Genomic DNA, 20,351 nt, shown 5'->3' on the forward strand with positions numbered 1-20,351 from the left:
TCTCCGGATACGGGAGCGGGACGGCGGGGCACGAGACGCGGGACGCGTGCGACTACAACTCGCCGTAGATGGTCAAGGGCTCCTCGATATCGCGGAGGGATCGCGGTACAGACGGGTGCAGCAGGTCGGGGAGGCGCTTGCCGGCTTCCGCTCGAAACGGAAGCGTGGCCAGCTGATCGTCGACCCAAACGTCGATGGCCTCACGGTGCATCCGGTGGTAGACACTCGTATCGTCGATGCCGAATCCATGACGAAGCAGGGAAACGAGCAGCGCGCGGTCCAACACCCCATCCCGCACGGCGTCGCGGAAGGCGGTGGAGTCGGCGAGAGAGCGCCGCCGGCGTCCCCCTGTGATCCACTCGCGGTCGAGGACCTGCAGGAACCACGCCATCAATCCGCCCGGCAGGACCCGTTTGAGGACGGGCACCGATTCCCGGTTCACGGGCACCTTGTGGACCAAGCGGTCCAGGTAGCGGATCCACTCCGGGTAGTAGCGGAAGACACTCGCGTCGCGGTCTCGGCTGGGGTTGATCACGTTCACGACCAGCCCGGGAAAGCGACGTCCGACGCGGGCGGACGCCTGGATGATCTCAGACGCCTGGGTCGGTGTGCCCATGACAGCCATGACGCCAAGGCGGGGGACATCGAATCCGTGCCCGATAGCCTTGGTGGCGGCGATCAGCCTGACCCGCTCCGATTTGTGGGCCGGAGGCTCCCGCAGGCGGCCGACGGCTGAGCGGATGACGTCAGGGCTGGTGTCGCCGTTGATGATCACCAGGTTGTCTTCGCTCTCCAGCAGCTCCCGTACAGCGGGGTCCCGGACGAAGCTGGTCAGGTCCTCGTTGCGCAGGCAGTAGGTGACCAGGACCTCGAAGAGATCCTCGCCCGCGTGTCGCGCCTCCTCGACGATCTCCGCATCGGTCGCGTCGAGGCCCGCTTCCGAGACGACGCTCTTGGGGTCGTCACACAGGTCACGCACCCATTGATCGTGAACCACCGCGACCTCTCGGGTGGCGGTCACCATGGTGCTTGCCCGGGATCGCACTCCGAGGTACCGGCGAAGGGGATCGCCCTTACGGGTAGTCGACCAGAAAGTCTCCCCCGCCTCCCGGCCATTGACGGGGAAGCGCCGGGCCTCACGATCGTAGAGGTGGCGCACCTGGTTTTGGTAGCCCTCGATGGTCGCGGTGGCGCCGACGATCTGGAAGGGATCGTTCTTGAGGTGCTCGCTGATCTTCTGCAGTAGCGACTCGTACATGCCGTCCAGTGCGCCGAGACTCTCGTCGAGTAGGTGCAGTTCATCGGCGATCTCAAGTCGCACATGTCCGAAGCCCTTGGGCACCGGGCGCCGGTCTTCCTTGCATCCGAAGACGGGGCACCAGGTGGGGCTGGCGGAGTAGCCGTGCTTGGGGCACAAGGAGTGCGGACGGCCGAGCAGGATCTGGAAGGCCTGGTTCTGGCCGAGTTGGGCAAGCTTGTCGACTGTTCCGACGAGTACGGATGGTGCCCGGCGATAGATGTCGTCGTCCACCCCCCAGATAGGCAGCACGCCGGCCAGTTCGCAGGCGGAGTTCTGGCAGATGTGGCGCATGGTGTGGGTCGGGTCGTCCCACTTGACGGCGAGGCCCTGCCCACAGAGCGGGCAGTTGTCCAAGACCCTGCACGCTTCGGCGGTTGCGGGGTCGGTGGGGTCCGGTCCGTTGTAGTAGTTGCTGCCGTCAGGCTTGCGGAGCCGGTTCGGGGTGTTGCCGCCACCCACGAAGTACCCGATTCCGAAGGCCGCTGTGTCCTTGGCGATGCGGGGATCCTGCCGCCGCAGGACCTCCGCGTTCATGACCATCTTCGCGAATCGCTCGGTCTGCTGGAGGGCCAGCAGACGCAGGGGGAAACGCGCCCATACCTGAGTTCCTCGGGTGACGCCGGTGTACCGGCCATAGAAGAGCGTGGCGAGCATGAGGCCGAGATAGGCCTCGGACTTACCGCCGCCCGTCTGGAACCAGACGATGTTGACAGCGGGGTGTCGCTTGGGGTCGACCATGCCGGGCAGGCACCCAACGATCCAGGCCACCTGGAACGGGTGCCAACTGACGTAGTCGTCCGCGGCAGCCTGGACCACCTTGTTCGCCGCCACGAAGGCGTCGAGCACGTTCGGGTCCGAGTGCAGAAGATCCAAGCCAGCGCGCACCCATGCCGCCTCCGCGCGCGCGGCCGTCGCGTCCTTCTCGGCCTCCGCGCGCGCCTTGTCGTTCCATCCGCGTTCCACGTGAAGGGCGTCCAGGGCCGTTGTCCCCCATTTGTCGTCTACCCAGACGTCCAAAAGGTCTACAAGTGTGGAGACGGTGCCGACCGGTTCGGCGATCAAGGAGGCGAAGGACGTGTCAATCGGCACCTGTCGGCCGGCGGCGTCGGAGGATTCCCTTCTGGGATACCCGCGCCAGGTCGGTTCCGTGGCGGCGAACTCGGTCCGGAGGGTGGTGTGTTCGTCGTCGTCCTGGTGTGAGACGGGCGAGGCGTGTCCGAACGCGGGCACAGACCGCTCATACCGATGTGACTGCGCGACCTGCTCCAGCTCGTACGGCTCGACGGGCACGTCGAGCGTCGCGGTCAGGACGACTTGGTACAGACGGGTGTCGAGGTACGCCTCCTCATAGGGGCGAACGCCATCGATCAACTGGTCCTGGGGCGCCGGCGTGGTGTTCACCACCGCGACGAAGACCTCGAAGAGGCCGTCGACCGGCGTGATCTCGATCTCGACGGCGGCACGATGTTCGGGCGGCAGCACATGCGTCGCCGCGACCAGGTTGCGGGCGCCGTACGCGGCCCACGTCTGCTCATCGGCCAAGTCATGTTCGAGCGGGAGGGAGCCGTTCGCCGGGGCGCCTAGGCGATGACGGAAGAGCTGGTGGTCGTGGCGGGACGCGGCGGAGCGGAGTGCGGCGGCGATCTCGGCTTCCCCGACACGCATCGACAGGGCCCCTGCGGGAGGCAGGTGGACGGGGATCCGTACAGGATCCATCGTGGCCTTCGTCCAGATCTGCGCGAGAGGGTACTTCGTCCTCCCGCCGTTTCCTGAGGTCGTACGAGTCTGAGGCGAGCCGCCAGCCGTGGGCCCGGTGGACGCCCGAACGGTCGCAGCCGCCCGAGCCGCCCCACCGCGCGCGTCGGAAGGACGCGCGTCGCGTGGGGTAATCGCGGTATCGCGCTGCTCCTCCACGGTCGGATGGAGTGCCAGGAACGTTGATGCCGCGACCTCGATCGTGAGGGCTTTCGGCAGCGTTCGGACGCGGAAGGAGAAACCCTGGGCGGGTGGAGTGATCTGAAGCCCGCGGAAGCCGGCGTCGGTCTCGTTGACCAACTTCGCCTCGCTGGCGAGCATGCCAAGCCACAGGTGCTTTTGCGGCTGGTCAAGCAGTCGAGTCCCAGCGGGAATGAACGTACCGGCCGCTCGACTGACGATGCGACGTGAGAGGCAGCCCAGAAGAGCGTCATATCGCTGGGCGGGGGTTCCGGCCACCGCGATGGCATGGGCATGATGAAACACGGACATGGCGAAGCTCCTGTGTCAAGGGACGTGGGCAGGAAGCCATGGGCACGTCCGGGCGACCCCTCGCGTGACCTGCATGTGGTGTGAGATGGGAGAGCTACGTGTGTACTGCGCTTCTGGCCGCATAGCGTAGCAAGGGCGAAAGTGCCCGTGCACGCCGATCAACCCAACTCCGGTTTGACGGTGAAGATTTGATGAATCGACAGTCCCGCGTCACGCGGGGTCGTCAAGCGTCGGCCTATCTGAGTGCCGCGACGATGAGAACGGTGCGACTCGTTCCGCACAGGCCGAGGCTGCGGTGAGGTGTCGGGCAGTCCCGAGATATGAAGCTCCGGATCGACGTTGATCACCCAGCCCCGGGCAGATGTCCTCCACGTGATCGACGGGGACACTCGCGCGTGGTCGGCTGCCTACTGCCGGGCAACGGATAACAAGCGCGGTACGCCAAATGGGCAGGTCAGGGCGCATGCGGTGCGGGAGCATTGCGGGAGCGGACGCCCTTGGATGGGGTGCTCACGGACTCCCTGATGCTGTCCGAGCTGGACGGGGCATAGCCCCTGACCTGCATGAGAGCCCGCGAGCTGGATCATGACTCACCCAGTTGGACGAACACCTTTCGACTTTTAATCCGTTGGTTGTCGGTTCGAGTCCGACATGGCCTACAGCTCACAGCGCCCCACCCGGTCCGCCGGGTGGGGCGCTTTTTTGTGCCCTGAAGGGGCGTCAGGGGAGCTCTGAGGTGGACTCGGGGGGCGCGGTTCAGGTGGCCCGGGAGGGGGCGGAGTGCCTTCGGGCAGCCGGTTTTAGGGCTCTGACCTGCGGTGATGTCCTGTGGGTGGGGGGTGTGGGCGGTAATTGGCGGGGGGCTCCCCCCGGATGGCGTAGAGTTGGGTTTACCGACGCGGGGTGGAGCAGCTCGGTAGCTCGCTGGGCTCATAACCCAGAGGTCGTAGGTTCAAATCCTGCCCCCGCTACTCAGTACGAAGGCCCGGTCCCCTTTGGGGGGCCGGGCCTTCGTCGTATCCGTGCATCCATGTATCCGTGCATCCGTGGGGTGTGCGCCGTCCCGTCACTCGAACGGTCCCGCCCGGGTCGCCCTACGGGCCCTCCTGCCCCCAGCCTTGGGGGGCGAGGCGGACCGGGCGGCAGGAGAGCAGCGTGGTGGGGCTGGGCCGGCAGGGCAGGGGCGAGCGCGTCTTCGGCGCGGTCGCCGGCAGCGCCGTGGTCCGCCGGATCGTCAAAATGCTCCCGGGCACCCTGATCGTCCTCGGCTTCCTCTTCGACGTGCTGACCCCGCCCAGCTTCACCGGCTCCCCCTTCTTCTCCGCCGCCCCGCTCATCGCGGCCCCGCTGTTCACGCTCCGGGCCACCGTCCTCACCGGGATCCTGGCCACCTTCGCCGTGGTCGTGCTGCACATCTACAACGGCACCACCTTCAAGGTGGAGGCCATGACCGAGCTGGCCACCGTCCTGACCGTCTCCGGGCTGGCCACGCTGATCAACATCGTCGTGCGGCGCGGTACGGAGCAGCTCGCCTCCGCGCGCGGTATCGCCGAGGCCGCCCAGCGCGCCGTACTGCCGACGCCCGCCGAGCGGATCGCGGGACTCCAGGTCGCCGCCTCCTACGAGGCCGCGCAGGCGGACGCGTTCATCGGCGGCGACCTCTACGCCGTCCAGGACACCCCGTACGGCGTGCGCCTCGCGGTGGGCGACGTACGGGGGAAGGGGCTCGGGGCGGTCGAGGCGGTGGCCGTGGTACTCGGGGCGTTCCGGGAGGCGGCCGAGGACGAGCCCACCCTGGAGGGGGTGGCGCGAAGGCTGGAGCGGGCGCTCGCCCGGGAGGGGAACCGGCGCGACAGCCTGGACGCGGTGGAGGGGTTCACCACGTGCGTGCTCGGCGAGATCCCGCCGGGCGCCGGCCTGCTGCGGCTCGTCAACCGAGGCCACCCCGAACCGCTGCTGCTGTACGCGAACGGAGGCCTCGCGGAGCTGCCCCCCGCCGAGCCGGCGCTGCCGCTGGGCATGGGGGAACTGGGCGGCTGGCCGGACCGGGTGCGGGAGTGGCCCTTCCCGGAGGGCGCGACGCTGCTCCTGTACACGGACGGGCTGACCGAGGCCCGGGACGGGGCGGGGGCCTTCTACGATCCGGCGGCCCGGCTGCGCGGGCGGGTGTTCGCGGGGCCTGACGCGTTGCTGAGCGCGCTCGCCACCGATGTCCGCCGCCACACGGGCGGCGCGGCGACGGACGACATGGCCCTGTTGGCGGTGGCCAGACCCGGGGCGCGGCAGCCGATCCGGCGGCGGACGGTGCGGGTGGTCCGCAAAGGGGACGGAGCGTGACCGAAGAGGCGCGCTCGGCAAGCAAGCTGACGAACCGTCAATGTGAAGATGTGGCGCGAGAGGTGGGGGAGGTGGGTGATTTTTGCCCGAGTTGATCCATGAGTCTGGTGATAAGTCCTGGCCAGAGCTGTGCGGGTAGTGGCTGATTGTCATTAACGATCAATCGCAACTGCTTGGAATCACTCCCCCTTCTCTATTACCGTTCGATAACGCAGAGCGGTCGTCCCAGCCGTCGCAAGAGACGGCACCGTGCGCGTGCTCGCCCATGAGGAGTGTGCCCCGGTGGCCTCCAACTCGCCTGCCCCTGAAGGCATCGACGTCCAGGAGCAGCCCACCGCCGGTGCCTGGGGCGAGTGGAACCCCACCGAGGACTCGGCCCGGCCGCCCCGCGGCAAGCACCGCGTGCTCAAGCAGCGCGGGGGACTGGCCCGTTCCTCCACCGTCCTCGGCGTCGGTGTGATCGCCGCGGTCGGCGCGGGAGGCATCGCCACCGCGCAGGACCGGCCCCAGGTCGCCATATCCCTGCCCTCGCTGCCGCCCCTGCCCGACCTCCCCGAGGCCCTGGGCGGCGGGGACGAGCCCGCCGGGAACTCCGGCGGCGGCTCCGCGCGGACCGCCGAGCCGGCCCGGTCGGGGATCATCCCGCAGCAGGCCGACCGCCGTTCCGACGCGGGCGAGCTGCTGCGCAGCCGCATCCTCCAGCAGGCCGAGTCCCAGCAGGAGGCCGCCGAGGCCCAGGAGCGGGCCGAAGCCGAGCGGGTGGCGCAGGAGGCCGCGGCGCAGCAGGCCCGCGATGCGCAGGCGGCCAAGGAGGCGGCCGAGAAGGCGGCGGCGGAGGCGGCCGAGAAGGCCGCCGCGGAGGAAGCGCGCAAGGCGCAGGAGGCCAAGGAGGCCGCCGAGGCCAAGGCCAAGGCGGAGAGCTCCGCCCGGTCGGCCGGAGCCTTCTTCCTGCCCACCTCGGCCTACACCCTCACCTCGCACTACGGCGACTCCGGCTCGATGTGGTCCTCCGGCCACCACACCGGCCTCGACTTCGCCGCCCCGACCGGCACCCCCGTCAAGGCGGTCGGCTCCGGCAAGGTCGTTTCGGCCGGCTGGTCCGGGGCGTACGGCTACCGCATCGTGCTGGAACTCCCCGACGGCACCGAGATCTGGTACTGCCACCTGTCCTCGATGTCGGTGACCGGCGGCTCCGTCGCCGGGGGCGACACCATCGGCCGCGTCGGCGCGACCGGCAACGTCACCGGCCCCCACCTCCACCTCGAAGTCCGCCAGGGCGGCGTCACGGTGGACCCGCTGTCCTGGCTGCGGGCACGGGGCCTGAACGTCTAGGACCCGGTACGAGCCCCAGCGCCGGCCCGCCGGTCGGGCAGGGCGGGCCCAGCGGGCCGATCGGGCCGATCGGGCAGGGCGGGCCCAGGGGGTCGAAGCGGGGCGGGAGCAGTTCCTCCAGCACCGCGGCCCGGGACAGCGCCGGGCCCGCCGTCGCGCGGCGCAGCCAGAGCCGGCGCAGCAGCTCCCGCTCCCGCCCCGCGAAGTCCGGCTCCCGGTCCCGGCCGCCACTGCGCGCCCGGTGACGTAGCAGAGCCAGCGCCGCGGCATCGGCCTCGTACAAGGCGACCGCCCGTCCCGCCGGCCGGCCCCCGGTGCTCCGGGCCAGCGCGCGGGCCAGGGAGCGCGCGGGCATCGACACCAGCGCGGGCACCTCGGCCGGGCCCAGCCAGCCGGCGGCCGCGTACACGGCGAGCTCCCCGGCGACGGCCCGCAGTCGGCGGCGCCGTATCCACACGGCCAGCCAGGCCAGCAGCGCGAACACCGGGACCATCACGCAGCCGTAGACCACGTAGAACCCGGACTCGCCCAGGTCCGAGGAGCTGTTCCACAGCGCGTGCAGCCCCATGGCCGACGCGAGGCCGAGCAGCGGCAGGCCGATCCGGCGCGTACGGCGCACGGCGAGCGCGGCGGCGCCGAAGCCGAGGCCGGTGGCCACGGTGAACAGCGGATGGGCGAAGGGGGACATGACGGCCCGGACGAAGAACGTCGCCGCCGTCACGGAGTTCAGCACGCCGGTGCCGTTCCGGGCGTCCTCGCCGAAGGCGTTGCCGAGGTAGAGGATGTTCTCGGTGAAGGCGAAGCCGGTGGCGGTGAAACCGGCCATCACGAAACCGTCGGAGGCGCCGCTGAACTGGCGTCTGCGGAACAGGAACAGCAGCAGCAGGGCGGCCGCCTTGGCGCTCTCCTCGACCACCGGGGCGATCACCACCGAGCCGAGCCGGTCGCCGTAGGAGGGATCGGCGGTGGCCGCGGCTATCCACTCGGTCGCGAAACTGTTGGCCAGTATGGCGATCAGCGCCGCGGCGCACGCCCCCCAGCCGAAGCAGAACCCCACCTGCGCCCACGATTGGGGCGCGGCCCGCCCCACCCAGCGGAACGCCGCCACGAGGGGCACCACCGGCAGCAGGGCCAGGCCCAGACCGACGAAGAAGCCGGGCGTACCGGTCTGTTCGCGTACGAGTTCCAGGATCGCGATGCCGCAGACGCCGAGCAGTGCGACGAGCGCGTACGTGCGCACGGCGCCGGCGGTACGCGGCACGCGGTGCGGCAGCCGGGGCGGCCGGGTCGCTCGGGGCACGTGATGACTCTACCGAGCGGACCCGACACGCGGAGTGATGTCCCCGGTTCTAGGCGATACCGGTACGCCGGAACAGCAGATCGTGTACGACGTGCCCCTTGTCGAGGCCCTGCCCCTCGAAGCGGGTGAGCGGCCGGAAGTCGGGGCGCGGCGCGTAACCGCCGTCGGCCTGCGTGTTCTCGAACTCCGGCTGGGCCGTCAGCACTTCGAGCATCTGCTCGGCGTACGGTTCCCAGTCGGTCGCGCAGTGCAGGATCGCCCCGGGCGCCATGCGGGTGGCGGCCAGCGCGAGGAACTCGGGCTGGATCAGCCGCCGCTTGTGGTGGCGGGCCTTGGGCCAGGGGTCCGGGAAGTACACGCGGAGCCCGGCGAGGGAGTCCGGGGGCAGCATCTCGCGGAGCAGGATGATGGCGTCGCCGTTGGCGACGCGGACGTTGCTCATCCCGCCCCGCTCGGCGAGGGCGAGCAGATTCCCCTGCCCGGGGGTGTGCACGTCGGCGGCCAGGATCCCGGTGCCAGGGTCGGCGGCGGCCATCTGCGCGGTGGCCTCGCCCATGCCGAAGCCGATCTCCAGGACGACGGGAAGCCCGTCGAACATCTTCTTGAGATCGATCACGTCGTGCCCGTCGATGTCGAGCCCCCAGGTCCCCCAGAGCCGCTTCAGGGCTTCGCCCTGCCCGGTGGTCACCCGGCTGCGACGGGGCTGGAAGCTCCGGATCCGCCGCTCGTGATGCGAACCGGCCGGATCGGGCGCGGGCCCGTCGGGGAACCGCGGCTCGGTACGCCACTTCGGAGGCACGTAGGTGGAGGTCGCCTCCGGCGCGGGCTCGGCGGCGGGATTCTGGGGACTCAGAGACTCAGACACAATCCCCGGATTCTACGCGCGCCCGGTCCGATCCAGCCGTCCGGCGTCTGAGGGCCGGGGTCTGGGGCGGAGCCCCAGGATCTTTCCGGGTCCGGGCGCAGCCCGGGGAACGGGGGAAGGGCGGGTAGGGGACTCCGCCCCGCGCAGCGGCGCACCCGCGGCCCTGCCCGGGCGGCGGGGGAGCAGCCCCGCGCAGCGGCGATCCGGCCGCCGCGGCGCCAAGGCCAAGGCCAAGGCCCGCAGGGCTACGCGCCGCGCAGGGACGCGAGCGCCCGCCCGGCGATCTCCCGCCCGATCGGCAGCGAAGCGGTGGCCGCAGGCGAAGGCGCGTTCAGCACGTGCACCGTCCGCTCTCCCTCCCGGATCAGGAAGTCGTCCACCAGCGCCCCGTCCCGCAGCACGGCCTGCGCCCGCACCCCCGCCGCAGCGGGCACCAGATCCTCCGCGCGCACCGCCGGCAGCAGCCTGCGCACCGCCTCGACGAACGCCGCCTTCGACAGCGACCGCCGCACCTCGCCCGCGCCGTAGCGCCAGTGCCGCGCGGCCATCCGCCAGGATCCCGGCCAGGCCAGCTCGTCCGCGAGGTCCCGCGGCCGGATCACGCCCCAGCCGTACCCCTCGCGCGCCAGCGCCGGCACGGCGTTCGGCCCGACGTGGACCCCGCCCCCGATGCCCCGGGTCAGGTGGACGCCGAGGAAGGGGAACGCCGGGTCCGGCACCGGATAGACCAGCCCGCGCACCAGATCGGGCCGGGCCAGGTCGTAGTACTCGCCCCGGAAGGGCAGGATCCGCATCTGCGGGTCGTCGCCGGCCAGCCGCGCGATCCGGTCGCACTGCAGCCCCGCGCAGTTCACGAGCACCCGCGCGCGCACGACGAGCCCGTCGCTCGTCCGCACCGCAACGCCCGACGCCCGCCGCGAGATCAGATCAACGGCCCCGCCGTAGACGATCTCCGCCCCGGAGGACTCCGCGAGCTGCTGGGCGACCCGCCCGTAGTCCACGATCCCCGTGGTCCCGACGTGGATCGCCGCGAGCCCGCGCACTTCGGGCTCGTACTCCGAGATCTGCGTCGGCCCCAGCTCGCGCACCGGGATGCCGTTCTCCCGGCCCCGCTGCACGAGGGCGTGCAGCCGCGGCAGCTCGTCCCGCTCGGTGGCGACGATGAGCTTGCCCGTCACCTCGTGCGGAATGCCGTGCTCCGTGCAGAACTTGACCATCTCGGCCGCGCCGCGCACCGCGAAGCGGGCCTTGAGCGAGCCCGGCTTGTAGTAGATCCCGCTGTGGATCACGCCGCTGTTGCGGCCCGTCTGGTGCCGGGCGGGGCCGTCCTCCTTCTCCAGGACGACCACCCGGGTCCCCGGAGCGAGCCCCGCGAGGGCATGCGCCGTCGACAGGCCGACGATCCCGCCTCCGATCACCAGCACATCGCAGTCCAGCCTGCCCATGCCGCCCACACTGACACCTCCCACCCCTGCATAGTGCACCCCGCCACTGACAACGGGGCCACGCGGGGCCTATGCCGGGGTTACCAGCAGAGGCCTGGCCCGCTCGCGCAGTTCGGCGACGCGCGGTTCGTCCCCGTACGGTTCCAGCCGGTGCAGGAGGTCCCGTACGTACTCCGTCGTGCGGGCCGACGAGATCCGCCCCGCGACCTCCACCGCCCGGGTCCCCGCCGCGCACGCCGCGTCGAGGTTCCCGGACTCCAGCTCGGCCACCGCGCTCACGACGAGCCGCAGCCCGTGTGATCGTACGTACTCCTCCGTCGGCCGGGACAGTGCCTGTTCGGTGAAACGCCTTACCTGGCGCGGGAGTTTGAGGTCGCGATAGCACTCGGCCGCGTCCGCCGCGAAGCGGTCGTACGAGTAGAAGCCCAGCCAGGTCGGATCGGCGTCGCCGTCCCGGGCCCGTTCCAGCCAGCCCTCGGAGGCCCTCAGCGCGGCCCCGGCGGCCGCGGAATCGCCCGCCTTCGCGTGCGCCCGGGCCTCGACGAGGCGGAAGAAGCTCATCGTCCGCGCGGTGGCCAGGCCCCGGTTGCGCTCGACGGCGGCCTGCGCGAGGTCCACGCCCTCGTCCGGGAAGTCCCGGTAGGTGGCCTGCAGGGACATCGACGCCAGCACGTACCCGCCGAGCGGTACGTCGGCGGCGGCGCGGGCCAGGCGCAGGGCCTGGATGTAGTACCGCTGGGCCGCTTCCTGCTGCCCGGTGTCGAAGGCCATCCACCCGGCCAGCCGGGTCAGTTCGGCGGTGGCGCCGAAGAGCGCGCGGCCCACCTCGTCGGTGTAGGAGCCGAGCAGCAGCGGCGCCGCGTCCACCCGCAGGCATTCGGGGACCATCGAGGAACGCCAGTCGCCGCCCCCGTACTTGGAGTCCCAGCGGCGGGCGTCCTCGGCGGCCTCGCGCAGCTTGGTCACATCGCTGTGGCCCACGCGCTGCGGGCCCCCGGCATCGGGTGCGGCCGGAGCGGGCGGCGGCGGCGTTTGCGGCGGCGTTTCGCGCGGAGGCTGGGCGGGCACACCCCCGACATGGGCGCCGGGCGGCGCCGGAAGGCCTTCCGGCGGGGCCGCGCCCGGTACCGCTTCGCGCGTCACCGGTTCGCGTGCCACCGAGCTGTCTGCGGGAGATATCAGCCACCGCGAGGCCGGCGTCGCGTACGCCGACACGGAGAAGGAACCGGCGAGGGACTGCCAGATCCCACCGCCCCCGCGCCGGCCGGCGAGGTCGAGCCGGTAGAGGTCGGTGGCCGAGCGCACGGCCGCGCCGACGTCGCGCGGGAAGGCCAGCCCCACCTCGGGCGCCGGATCCGCGTCCGCGAGCCCGATCTCGTGCAGCGGCACGGGCCGGCCGAGCTTCGCGCCGATGGCGGCCGCGATCAGGTGCGGGGCGGCGCCCTGCGGCACCATCCCCTTCGATACCCACCGGGCCACCGAAGTCTTGTCGTAGCGGAGGGTCAGACCGCGCTGAGCGCCGAGGTCGTTGACCCGCCGGGCCAGCCCGGCGTTGCTGATGCCCGCGAGGGCGAGGACGGCGCCGAGCTTCTCATTGGGCTCGCGGAGCTCCCTGGACATGCGCCACCCCTCGTCACACGCGGAACGCAGACGCCGCCGGGGCATAGGCGCCCGGCATTTCGTAAACCCAGCGTAGTTCCCCGCCTCCCAAGCGTTAAGGCCCCCTGTTCCGTATGGCGGGATTGTTGTCCGTATGCACAGTCGGGCGGGGGCCCGGGGCCGGGGCGCACGTGTCATCGCGTGCTCCACCCGTGTGGCCGTGCGCCCGGCCGTGCGCTCTGCCCGCCGCGGGGGCCCGGCGATTCGATGTGCGGTGCGTGGGTCGGCCCGCCGCGTGGACCGGGCGGGCCGGGGGATGCCGCTGCCTCAATCCCCGCGGGTGGCGGAACGGTCCGGGGGGTGGATCCCGCCCCCCGGGCCGCGCTCCGCCGGGCGGGCCCGGGCGGCGGACCCGCGGGGCTGCGCGCAGGGCCCCGTACAGGGCCCTCAGTACGGCCGAAGAATGGCCGAAAGCGACCTATGGGGCGGTCGGAACGGAACGCCAAATACCGCATGGCCGGGGCGTGTTCGTTTATACGTGCGCCCCCCTTACCCACTCCCGCACGCCTGTCTCGTGGCAGCATGGACCCCGAGCCACCCGGGGTCCCTCCGGCCCGCGCCCAGAGCGCCGGCCGCGCGGTTCGCACCCCGGTCAGGTGCCCACGGGCTGGGGAGGCGGCGGTGCGCTGGTTGGTGGGGTGGAGCAGTATCGCCGCGAGCTTCGGCACGGCCGGACGGGTCGCGGGGAAAAGCGCTGCGCACGCCTCCGACCAGGGCACATACGGCGCCGGCTACGGCTACGGCTCCGCGAACGGCGCGGGCCACGGTTCGGCCCCGGGCTACAACTCCGGGAACGGCTCCGCGAACGGCTCCGGCTACGGGAACGCCTACGGCTCGGCCTCCGACGCATGGGGCGACGGCCCGGTCCACGGCGGACTCGCCGACGCCGGCCACCCCGACGAACCGGGCGCCGCCGACGCCGACCGCACCGTCGTCCCCGTCGGAGCCCAGCTCCTCTGGGGCGACCCCGACCCCCTGTGGGCCGTCGGGGACTGGCGCCCGGACGAGATCCGCACCCTCACCGCCGATCCCGCCGACCCCTTCACCCGCCTCGCCGTCCTCGGCTGCTGCGGCGCCACCGACGAGGAACTGCGCCGCGCGCTCTACGCCGCCCGCGGCGGCGCCCTGCGCCACCTCACCCAGTGGCCCGGCAGCTACACCGCCGTCGTCCAGGCCGGCCGCCGCATCACGGTCGTCGGCGACCTGGCCGGCGCCCGGCCCGTCTTCTACACGCCCTGGGCGAGCGGGACCGCGTACGCCACCGCCGCCCTCCCGCTCGCCGACCTGATCGAGGCGCAGCTCGACATCGGCCATCTCGCCGCCCTGCTCGCCTGCCCCGACAGCCCGGAGGCGCTGGGCGACGGCACACCGTACGTCGGCGTACGCCGGATCCCGCCCGGGCACGCGCTGATCCTGCGCGAGGGCTCGCGGGAGATCACCGGCTACGAGCCGGTCGCCTCCCTCGCGGTGGCCGCCCCCGCCGCCGATCCCGCGCTCGCCGTGGAGGGCGTACGGGAAGCGTTGGTCGACGCGGTGCGCGCCCGGCTCACGGCTCCGCGGCATGCTCCCGAGACGCTGCCCTACGACCCCGGGCCCGTTCCCGGAATGGGCCCGGCCGACCGCCGGGCCGCGCGCGGCGCCCCCGCGCCCGTCCCCGGAGTCGGCGCCGACCTCTCCGGAGGCAGCGCCTCCGCGACCCTCGCCCTGCTCGCGGCCGGCCTCCCGGGCGCCCCCGGAGCCCTGCTCGGCCGCACCGGGGAACGCCTCCTCGCCGTCACCTTCAACGACCTGGCCACCCCCCAGGGCCGCGAACCCGAACTGGAACGCGCCCACGCCATCGCCTCCGACCCCCGCCTGCACCACGTGGTCGTGGCCGCCGCCGAGGAAGCCCTCCCGTACGCCGACCTCGACGGGCCGCTGACCGACGAACCCGGCCCCTCCCTGGTCTTCGCCGCCCGCGAACGCCGCCGCCTCGCGGCCGGTTCGGCGGACCACTTCACCGGCCACGGAGCCCGCCAGGTCCTCGACGCCCACCCCGCCCGGCTCGCCGACCTCCTGCTCGACCGGCGCCGACGCCACCTGCTGCGCCCCACCCTGGCCCTCGCCCGCTCCTCCCCCTCCGAGGGCGACTCCCCGCTCCTCCCCTTCCTCGTCCCCCTCACCGTGTACGCGGCGGCCCGCCGCCTGGCCCGTACGCCGTACCGCGCCGGCATGGAGGCGGCGGCGGCCCGCCTGCGCGACGGAGTCCCGGCCGCCGGTCCCGGCTCCCCGGTGGACGCCTCGCTCGCGGCCCTGACCTGGTCCCGGCCGGGCCCGGCGGCGGCCTGGCTGACGGGCGAGGCCCTGGCCGAGGTCTCGATCCGCCTCACCGCGGCCGCCGGCCGCCCTCCCCTCTCGCTGCGCCCCGGGGAGGCCCGGGCCCGCGCCGTCCTGGCCCGGCACGCCGCCGACCACCGGGTCTTCGAGCAGGCCGTGGAGGTCCGCAGCCAGCGCCTGCACGCCCCGTTCCTGGACAACCAGGTCGTACGGGCCGCCCGGGCCCTGCCCGAATCCCTGCGCGTCCAGCCCGGCGCCCGGGCGGCGGTGCTGCGCGGGGTGCTGTCCTCGGCCGGGGTCCGGGACCTCCCCCCGGGGTGGGGCGCGACGGCCCACGCCCCGAACGAATCGGCGACCCGCCTGGGACTGCGCGCGGCCCTCCCGCACCTATTGACCCTCTTCACGGCGCCCCTGCTGGCGGACGCGGGCCTGATCGAAGCCCGGGTCGTCCGTCAGGCACTTCTGGACGCGGCGGACGGCCGCCCGGTCCCGCTCGACGGCATCGCCGAACTCGTCTCGATGGAACTGTGGCTGGGCCGCCTCCTGGCCCGCCGGGGCACCTGCTGGACCGGCACCTCCACCCCGCGCCGCAGGGCCGTCCCGACCGGAGTTCCGCTCCGCCGCCCGGCCCTGTCCTGACCGCCGGCCCTGCCCCGGGCCGCCGCCGCCGTCAGCGGCAGCTGATGACGGAGTCGGCCCAGCTCGCCAGCGTCGGCAGGCGGCCGCCCTCGGCGCGCTCCACGACCAGGCGCAGCGTCTTGTGCCCGGAGAGGGAGACGGACACGCTCGCCGCCGGGTCCTCGTAGCCCAGTGCCCGGGACTGCCACAGCCGCTGCCCGTCCGCGTACACGGAGAAGCGGACCCTGCCGTTCGTGAGCAGCGACATGCCGTCCACGCCGGCCCGCGCCGAGAAGCTGACGCAGCTCCGGTTGAGGGTGATCTCCACGGAGGACCGGGAATTGACGGTGATCCCGTGCGAGAAGCGCTGTCCGCCGATCACCGGCCCCCAGCGCTGCCACACCCAGCTGCTCCGCCAGGTCTCGATCTCGGGGTTGTCGTGGTCCCCGTAGGCGGACTGGCCCAGGGCCGAGAGCCGGAACCCCTGCGGTGCCTGCGGCGGCTTGGGCGGTGTCGGCTCGGGGGGCGGCACGGGGCTCGGCGTGGGGCTCGGCTTCGGACTCGGCGCCCGGCTCGGACTCGGCGCGGGCGAGGACCGCTCCGGGCTCCGCGAGGGCTCCGGCACGGCCGGTGCGACGACCGGCGGCGGCGCGGGCGTCTGCTTCTTCGGGGGCGGTACGGATCCCCGTGCCTGTGACGGCTGCGCCTGCGACGGGGCGGCCTCCGGCGCGGCGGGGGCCGGACTCCGCGGCACCGGCACGGCCACCCCCGGAGCGGGGTTCGCGCGCACGGCCGGCGCGGTGTCGTCACCGGCCAGGGCGAACACCACACCGGCGGCCGCGGCCACCACGACCCCGGCGGCGATGGCCGCCTTGGCAGGCAGCCCCAGCCCCTCCGAAGCCACGGCTCCGCCGACCCCACCGGCCCCGCTTCCACCAGCGGCCCCACCCGCAGCCCCGGCCCCGGCGGCTCCGGCTCCGGCGGCTCCGGCTCCGGCACCAGCCCCGGCCGTCGACCCGCCCGCGGCTGCGGCAGCGGCCCCGGCACCACCCGCGGCGACGGCCCCGCCGGCCACCACTCCGGCCGCCTTGGCCGCGTACCCGGCGGCGAACCACCCGATGACGGCGACCGGCAGCAGCGCGGGAATGCCCGCGTTGACGTCCTTGAGCTCGCCCGCGGCGAGCCGGCACCGGGCGCACTCCTCGAGGTGCCTGCGCAGTCCCCGCTCGGCCCGCATCCGCAAGCCCCCGCGGGCATACGCCCCGAGCCGGTCGGCATACCGGGCGCAGTCCCCGCCGGAGCTCAGCGCGGTGCTCACATGGGCCTGGAGGTACGCCTGCTTGAGGCCCTCGCGGGCCCGGCTGGCCAGTACCGCGGTGGCGTTCGCGCTCAGCCCGAAGAGCGGGGCGATCGCGCTCGGCGACGCCTCCTCGACGGTGGTGTGCCACAGCACGGCCTGCCACCGCTCGGGCAGGCTCCGGAAGGCCTGCATCGCGAGGGTCTGCTCGGCCTCGTGCATGGCCCGTACATCGGCGCCGAGTTCGAGGGTGTCGTCCCCGGCCATCCCGACCGAGCCGTCCCCGGAGGCCTGCTCCGCGAACAGCGCGAAGTCCTCGACCAGATGCTCCCGCTTCGCCGTTTTCGCCCAGGCGGCGGCGACCCGGCGCACGGTGGTCAGCAGGTAGGCGCGCACCGACTGGTCCGGACCCGCCCCGCCCCGTACGGCCTGGAGGGTCCGCGCGAACACCTCGGCGGTCAGATCGTCGGCGGTGTGCCCGTCGCGGCAGCAGGTACGGGCATAGCGGCGCACGGCATCGGAGTGGCGGCGGAACAGTTCCTCGTAGGCCCCGTCGTCGCCCCCGCGCATCCGCGCGATCAAGTCGCCGTCGGACGGCGGAAGTTCCCCGCTCGCCCCGGCGGCGTGCCGACCGCCCGGTTCGCGCTGCGCCGGGACCTGTCGTGCGGGCAGGCCGCCCGCGTCGACTTCGCCGCCGGCGCCACCGTGTGGCTCTTCCCGCCCGTCAACGCTCATCGCGGAGGCCCTCGCACGACACACTCAACCGGTACACCGATCCAGCGTGTCACACGGCGGGCACGCGCCGAACCGGTCTCCACACCTTCCACTCATCCGGGCAAGCCCTGACGAATCGCCGTACGGAGCCTCACCCGTTCGAGCGAGAGCCCCCAGGAAGGAGCCGGTTGACGCGTCGGCCGAGCCACCCGGTCCGCGAACCTCGCGTCCCGGGCGCCCCGGCTGAACGACCGAACCGAACCGTCCCCCGGGCTACGCCGTCCGGGACCGCAGCCCTTCGAGCAGGATGTCGAGCAGCCGGGCGGAAGCCGCCGCCTGCTGCGCCGCGTCCGGCAGCGCGGGTGCGGCCGTCGCGATCACGAGCAGCACATCGGCCACCGTGACATCGGCACGCAGCGCACCGGCCTCCCGGGCCCGGTCGACGAGCCGGCCGACGACCTCGAGCAGCTCGCCCGCCCCCGCGTCCTCCGAAGGCTCGTCGTCCAGGTTGGTCCGCGCGCCGCCGACGACCCGCAGGTCAGGCGCCCCGCCGGCCACGACGACCTGACGCTGGTGCGGAACCCGCGCGGCCTCCTGGTCCACCCCGTCGGCCCCGTCCTCACCGGGCCCGCCGACCCGCAGTACCTGCGGAGGCAGCAGCCGCCCGGCACCCGAGGCCACGGAGGTGCGAAGGAAGCACGACAGGGCCTGCCAGGGCTCCTCCTCCTGGCCGAGAGCCGTGCGGGCCTGCTCGGTCAGTCGCGAGGTCTCCTCCTCGGCTATCCGCCGGACGAGGACGTCCTTGCTCGGGAACCGTCGGTACACGGTGCCGACACCGACCCGCGCGCGGCGTGCGACGTCTTCCATCGGAGCCCCGTAGCCGAGCTCGCCGAAGACCTCGCGGGCCGCGCGAAGGACGTGTTCGAGGTTGCGCTGTGCGTCGACGCGCAGCGGCGTGGAGCGACCCACGCCGTGTGTGGTGGCGCCGCCGGCCATCAGCCGCCCGTGGTTGTCGGTCGCTGAAGCGGTCGACGACAGAGCGGTGGCAGAAGCATGGAAATCGGAAATGTGCATATGTATCCCCCGGTAATCATTTGTCTCCCCCCGGAGACACTCCCCGCCTTCATGTCGAGGGGGGCCACGGTCATGAGGGCCCTGGTCCTACTCCTCGACGAGTTACGAACATAGTTGAGCCAGAGTCAATTCAGAAGAGGCAGCCCCGGACGGACCACCGCCCGATCGGAGCATTCACCCTCAATTTTCCGTTCGAAGCCCCCGGAATCAGTCATTCCGTACCGTCTGACCTGCGCACCTTCCCCTCCACCCGCACCCCCTGACAACCTCGCCCCGCCGTCCCCTCCGGTCACACAATTTGTCGGGCCTGTGGACAAACTCCCGGCCACGTTGCGTCATGGGACGGTGAAGGCTGCTAACTCCCGGGGCACGGCCCCCGGTACCCCGCCCCGTACGCGGATCCTCATCGTCGGCGGCGGCTACGTAGGCATGTACACGGCACTCAGACTCCAGCGAAAGCTGAGAGCCGACGAGGCCGAGGTCACGGTGGTCACTCCCGAGCCCTACATGACGTACCAGCCCTTCCTCCCCGAAGCGGCCGCCGGCTCCATTTCCCCGCGCCACGTCGTGGTCCCGCTGCGCCGCGTCCTGCCGAAATGCCGCATCGTCATCGGCGAGGCCCGGCACATCGACCACGCCGCCCGGATCGCGACCGTCACCACCCTCGCCACCGACGAGGAGGGCGAAGGCCCCGTGGAGATCGAGTACGACGAACTGGTCCTCGCCCCCGGCTCCGTCTCCCGCACGCTCCCCATTCCGGGACTCGCCGAATACGCCATCGGATTCAAGACCGTGGAAGAGGCCATCGGCCTGCGCAATCACGTCATCGAACAGATGGACATCGCCTCCTCCACCCGCGATCCCGCCCTCCGCGACGCCGCCCTCACCTTCGTCTTCGTCGGCGGCGGCTACGCCGGCGTCGAGGCACTCGGCGAGCTGGAGGACATGGCCCGCTACGCCGCCCGGTACTACCACAACGTCAAGCCCGAGGACATGAAGTGGGTGCTGGTTGAGGCCAGCGACCGGATCCTCCCCGAGGTCGGCCCCGAAATGGGCACCTACACGATCCGTGAACTGCGCCGCCGCGGCATCGACCTGCGCCTGGAGACCCGGCTGGAGTCCTGCGAGAACCGGATCGCCGTCCTCAGCGACGGCGCCCGCTTCCCCACCCGGACCGTCGTGTGGACCGCCGGCGTCAAACCGCACCCGATCCTCGCCGCCAGCGACCTGCCCAAGACCGACCGCGGCCGCCTCGCCTGCACCTCCTTCCTCACCGTCGAAGGCGTCGAGCACGCCTGGGCCGCCGGGGACGCCGCCTCCGTCCCCGACATCACCGCCCCGGAGAAGGGCGTCGCCTGCGCCCCCAACGCCCAGCACGCCGTCCGCCAGGCCAAGGTCCTCGCCGACAACCTCGTCTCGTCCCTGCGCGGCGGACTCCTCACCGAGTACGCCCACAAGTACGCGGGCTCCGTGGCCTCCCTCGGACTCCACAAGGGCGTCGCCCACATCTACGGCCGCAAGCTCAAGGGCTACCCGGCCTGGCTCATGCACCGCGCCTACCACCTCAGCCGCGTCCCGACGCTGAACCGCAAGACGCGCGTGCTCGCCGAGTGGACGCTCTCCGGCCTCTTCAAACGCGAGATCGTCTCGCTGGGATCCCTCGAACACCCCAGAGCAGAATTCGAACTCGCGGCGGGCGGAGGCCCCAAGGACCCTCCGAAGAAGACCGCAGGCTGATGCTGTCAGTCCCGTCGGCCACACTGGACGTGTGACCATAGGTGGGCTCACACCTGCACAGAGTGACATCAGCGTGACATCCGAGTGCCACCCGATTGCCACCGAGTGAC

The 20,351-nt window shown here is 72.5% G+C and carries 11 protein-coding genes and 1 tRNA gene; 5 read left to right on the forward strand and 7 right to left on the reverse strand.

What is annotated here, in order from left to right; genetic code table 11:
- Nucleotides 1–52: 52 nt before the first annotated feature.
- A complete protein-coding gene (locus AC3IX6_RS19650) occupies nucleotides 53–3,547 on the reverse strand; it encodes a helicase-related protein (protein ID WP_489363158.1) in 3,495 nt (1,164 codons plus the stop codon).
- A gap of 897 nt (nucleotides 3,548–4,444) precedes the next feature.
- Between AC3IX6_RS19650 and AC3IX6_RS19655 the strand changes: the two genes are divergently transcribed.
- The 3 genes from AC3IX6_RS19655 (at nucleotide 4,445) to AC3IX6_RS19665 (ending at nucleotide 7,216) form a co-directional block, all read left to right on the forward strand.
- A tRNA-Met gene (locus AC3IX6_RS19655) sits at nucleotides 4,445–4,518 on the forward strand.
- 184 nt (nucleotides 4,519–4,702) lie between these two features.
- Entirely contained in the window at nucleotides 4,703–5,884 is a 1,182-nt protein-coding gene (locus tag AC3IX6_RS19660) for a PP2C family protein-serine/threonine phosphatase (RefSeq protein WP_489363160.1), read from the forward strand.
- 282 nt (nucleotides 5,885–6,166) lie between these two features.
- Nucleotides 6,167–7,216 carry a M23 family metallopeptidase gene (locus tag AC3IX6_RS19665; protein ID WP_489363162.1) on the forward strand — a complete coding sequence of 350 codons (1,050 nt, stop codon included), beginning with the start codon at nucleotides 6,167–6,169 and terminating at the stop codon, nucleotides 7,214–7,216.
- Here AC3IX6_RS19665 and AC3IX6_RS19670 read toward each other — a convergent pair.
- The 4 genes from AC3IX6_RS19670 to AC3IX6_RS19685 form a co-directional block, all read right to left on the reverse strand.
- The gene (locus AC3IX6_RS19670) at nucleotides 7,167–8,516 is read right to left on the reverse strand and encodes a PrsW family intramembrane metalloprotease (RefSeq protein WP_489363164.1); all 1,350 of its coding nucleotides are present in this window, start codon (nucleotides 8,514–8,516) and stop codon (nucleotides 7,167–7,169) included. The genes AC3IX6_RS19665 and AC3IX6_RS19670 overlap by 50 nt on opposite strands.
- A 49-nt stretch (nucleotides 8,517–8,565) precedes the next feature.
- The gene (trmB, locus tag AC3IX6_RS19675) at nucleotides 8,566–9,381 is read right to left on the reverse strand and encodes a tRNA (guanosine(46)-N7)-methyltransferase TrmB (RefSeq protein WP_489363165.1); all 816 of its coding nucleotides are present in this window, start codon (nucleotides 9,379–9,381) and stop codon (nucleotides 8,566–8,568) included.
- A 245-nt stretch (nucleotides 9,382–9,626) separates the two neighbouring features.
- Complete coding sequence (gene lhgO / locus AC3IX6_RS19680; RefSeq protein ID WP_489371493.1) at nucleotides 9,627–10,826, reverse strand: L-2-hydroxyglutarate oxidase; 1,200 nt, start codon at nucleotides 10,824–10,826, stop codon at nucleotides 9,627–9,629.
- Between the two features lie 69 nt (nucleotides 10,827–10,895).
- Nucleotides 10,896–12,446: an NsdA family TPR-like regulatory protein gene (locus tag AC3IX6_RS19685; protein WP_489363167.1), complete on the reverse strand. Its 1,551-nt coding sequence runs from the start codon at nucleotides 12,444–12,446 to the stop codon at nucleotides 10,896–10,898.
- A 660-nt stretch (nucleotides 12,447–13,106) separates the two neighbouring features.
- Between AC3IX6_RS19685 and AC3IX6_RS19690 the strand changes: the two genes are divergently transcribed.
- Nucleotides 13,107–15,440: an asparagine synthase-related protein gene (locus AC3IX6_RS19690; RefSeq protein WP_489363168.1), complete on the forward strand. Its 2,334-nt coding sequence runs from the start codon at nucleotides 13,107–13,109 to the stop codon at nucleotides 15,438–15,440.
- Nucleotides 15,441–15,471: 31 nt separating this feature from the next.
- On the opposite strand, the gene AC3IX6_RS19695 is transcribed toward AC3IX6_RS19690, so the two are convergent.
- Both AC3IX6_RS19695 and AC3IX6_RS19700 read right to left on the reverse strand, forming a co-directional pair.
- Nucleotides 15,472–17,451: a sigma-70 family RNA polymerase sigma factor gene (locus tag AC3IX6_RS19695; RefSeq protein WP_489363170.1), complete on the reverse strand. Its 1,980-nt coding sequence runs from the start codon at nucleotides 17,449–17,451 to the stop codon at nucleotides 15,472–15,474.
- 252 nt (nucleotides 17,452–17,703) lie between these two features.
- A complete protein-coding gene (locus AC3IX6_RS19700; protein ID WP_489363172.1) occupies nucleotides 17,704–18,504 on the reverse strand; it encodes a TetR/AcrR family transcriptional regulator in 801 nt (266 codons plus the stop codon).
- 345 nt (nucleotides 18,505–18,849) lie between these two features.
- Between AC3IX6_RS19700 and AC3IX6_RS19705 the strand changes: the two genes are divergently transcribed.
- Entirely contained in the window at nucleotides 18,850–20,241 is a 1,392-nt protein-coding gene (locus AC3IX6_RS19705; RefSeq protein ID WP_489363174.1) for an NAD(P)/FAD-dependent oxidoreductase, read from the forward strand.
- Nucleotides 20,242–20,351: the final 110 nt, after the last annotated feature.

The organism is Streptomyces sp. GL_141, assembly GCF_057834385.1.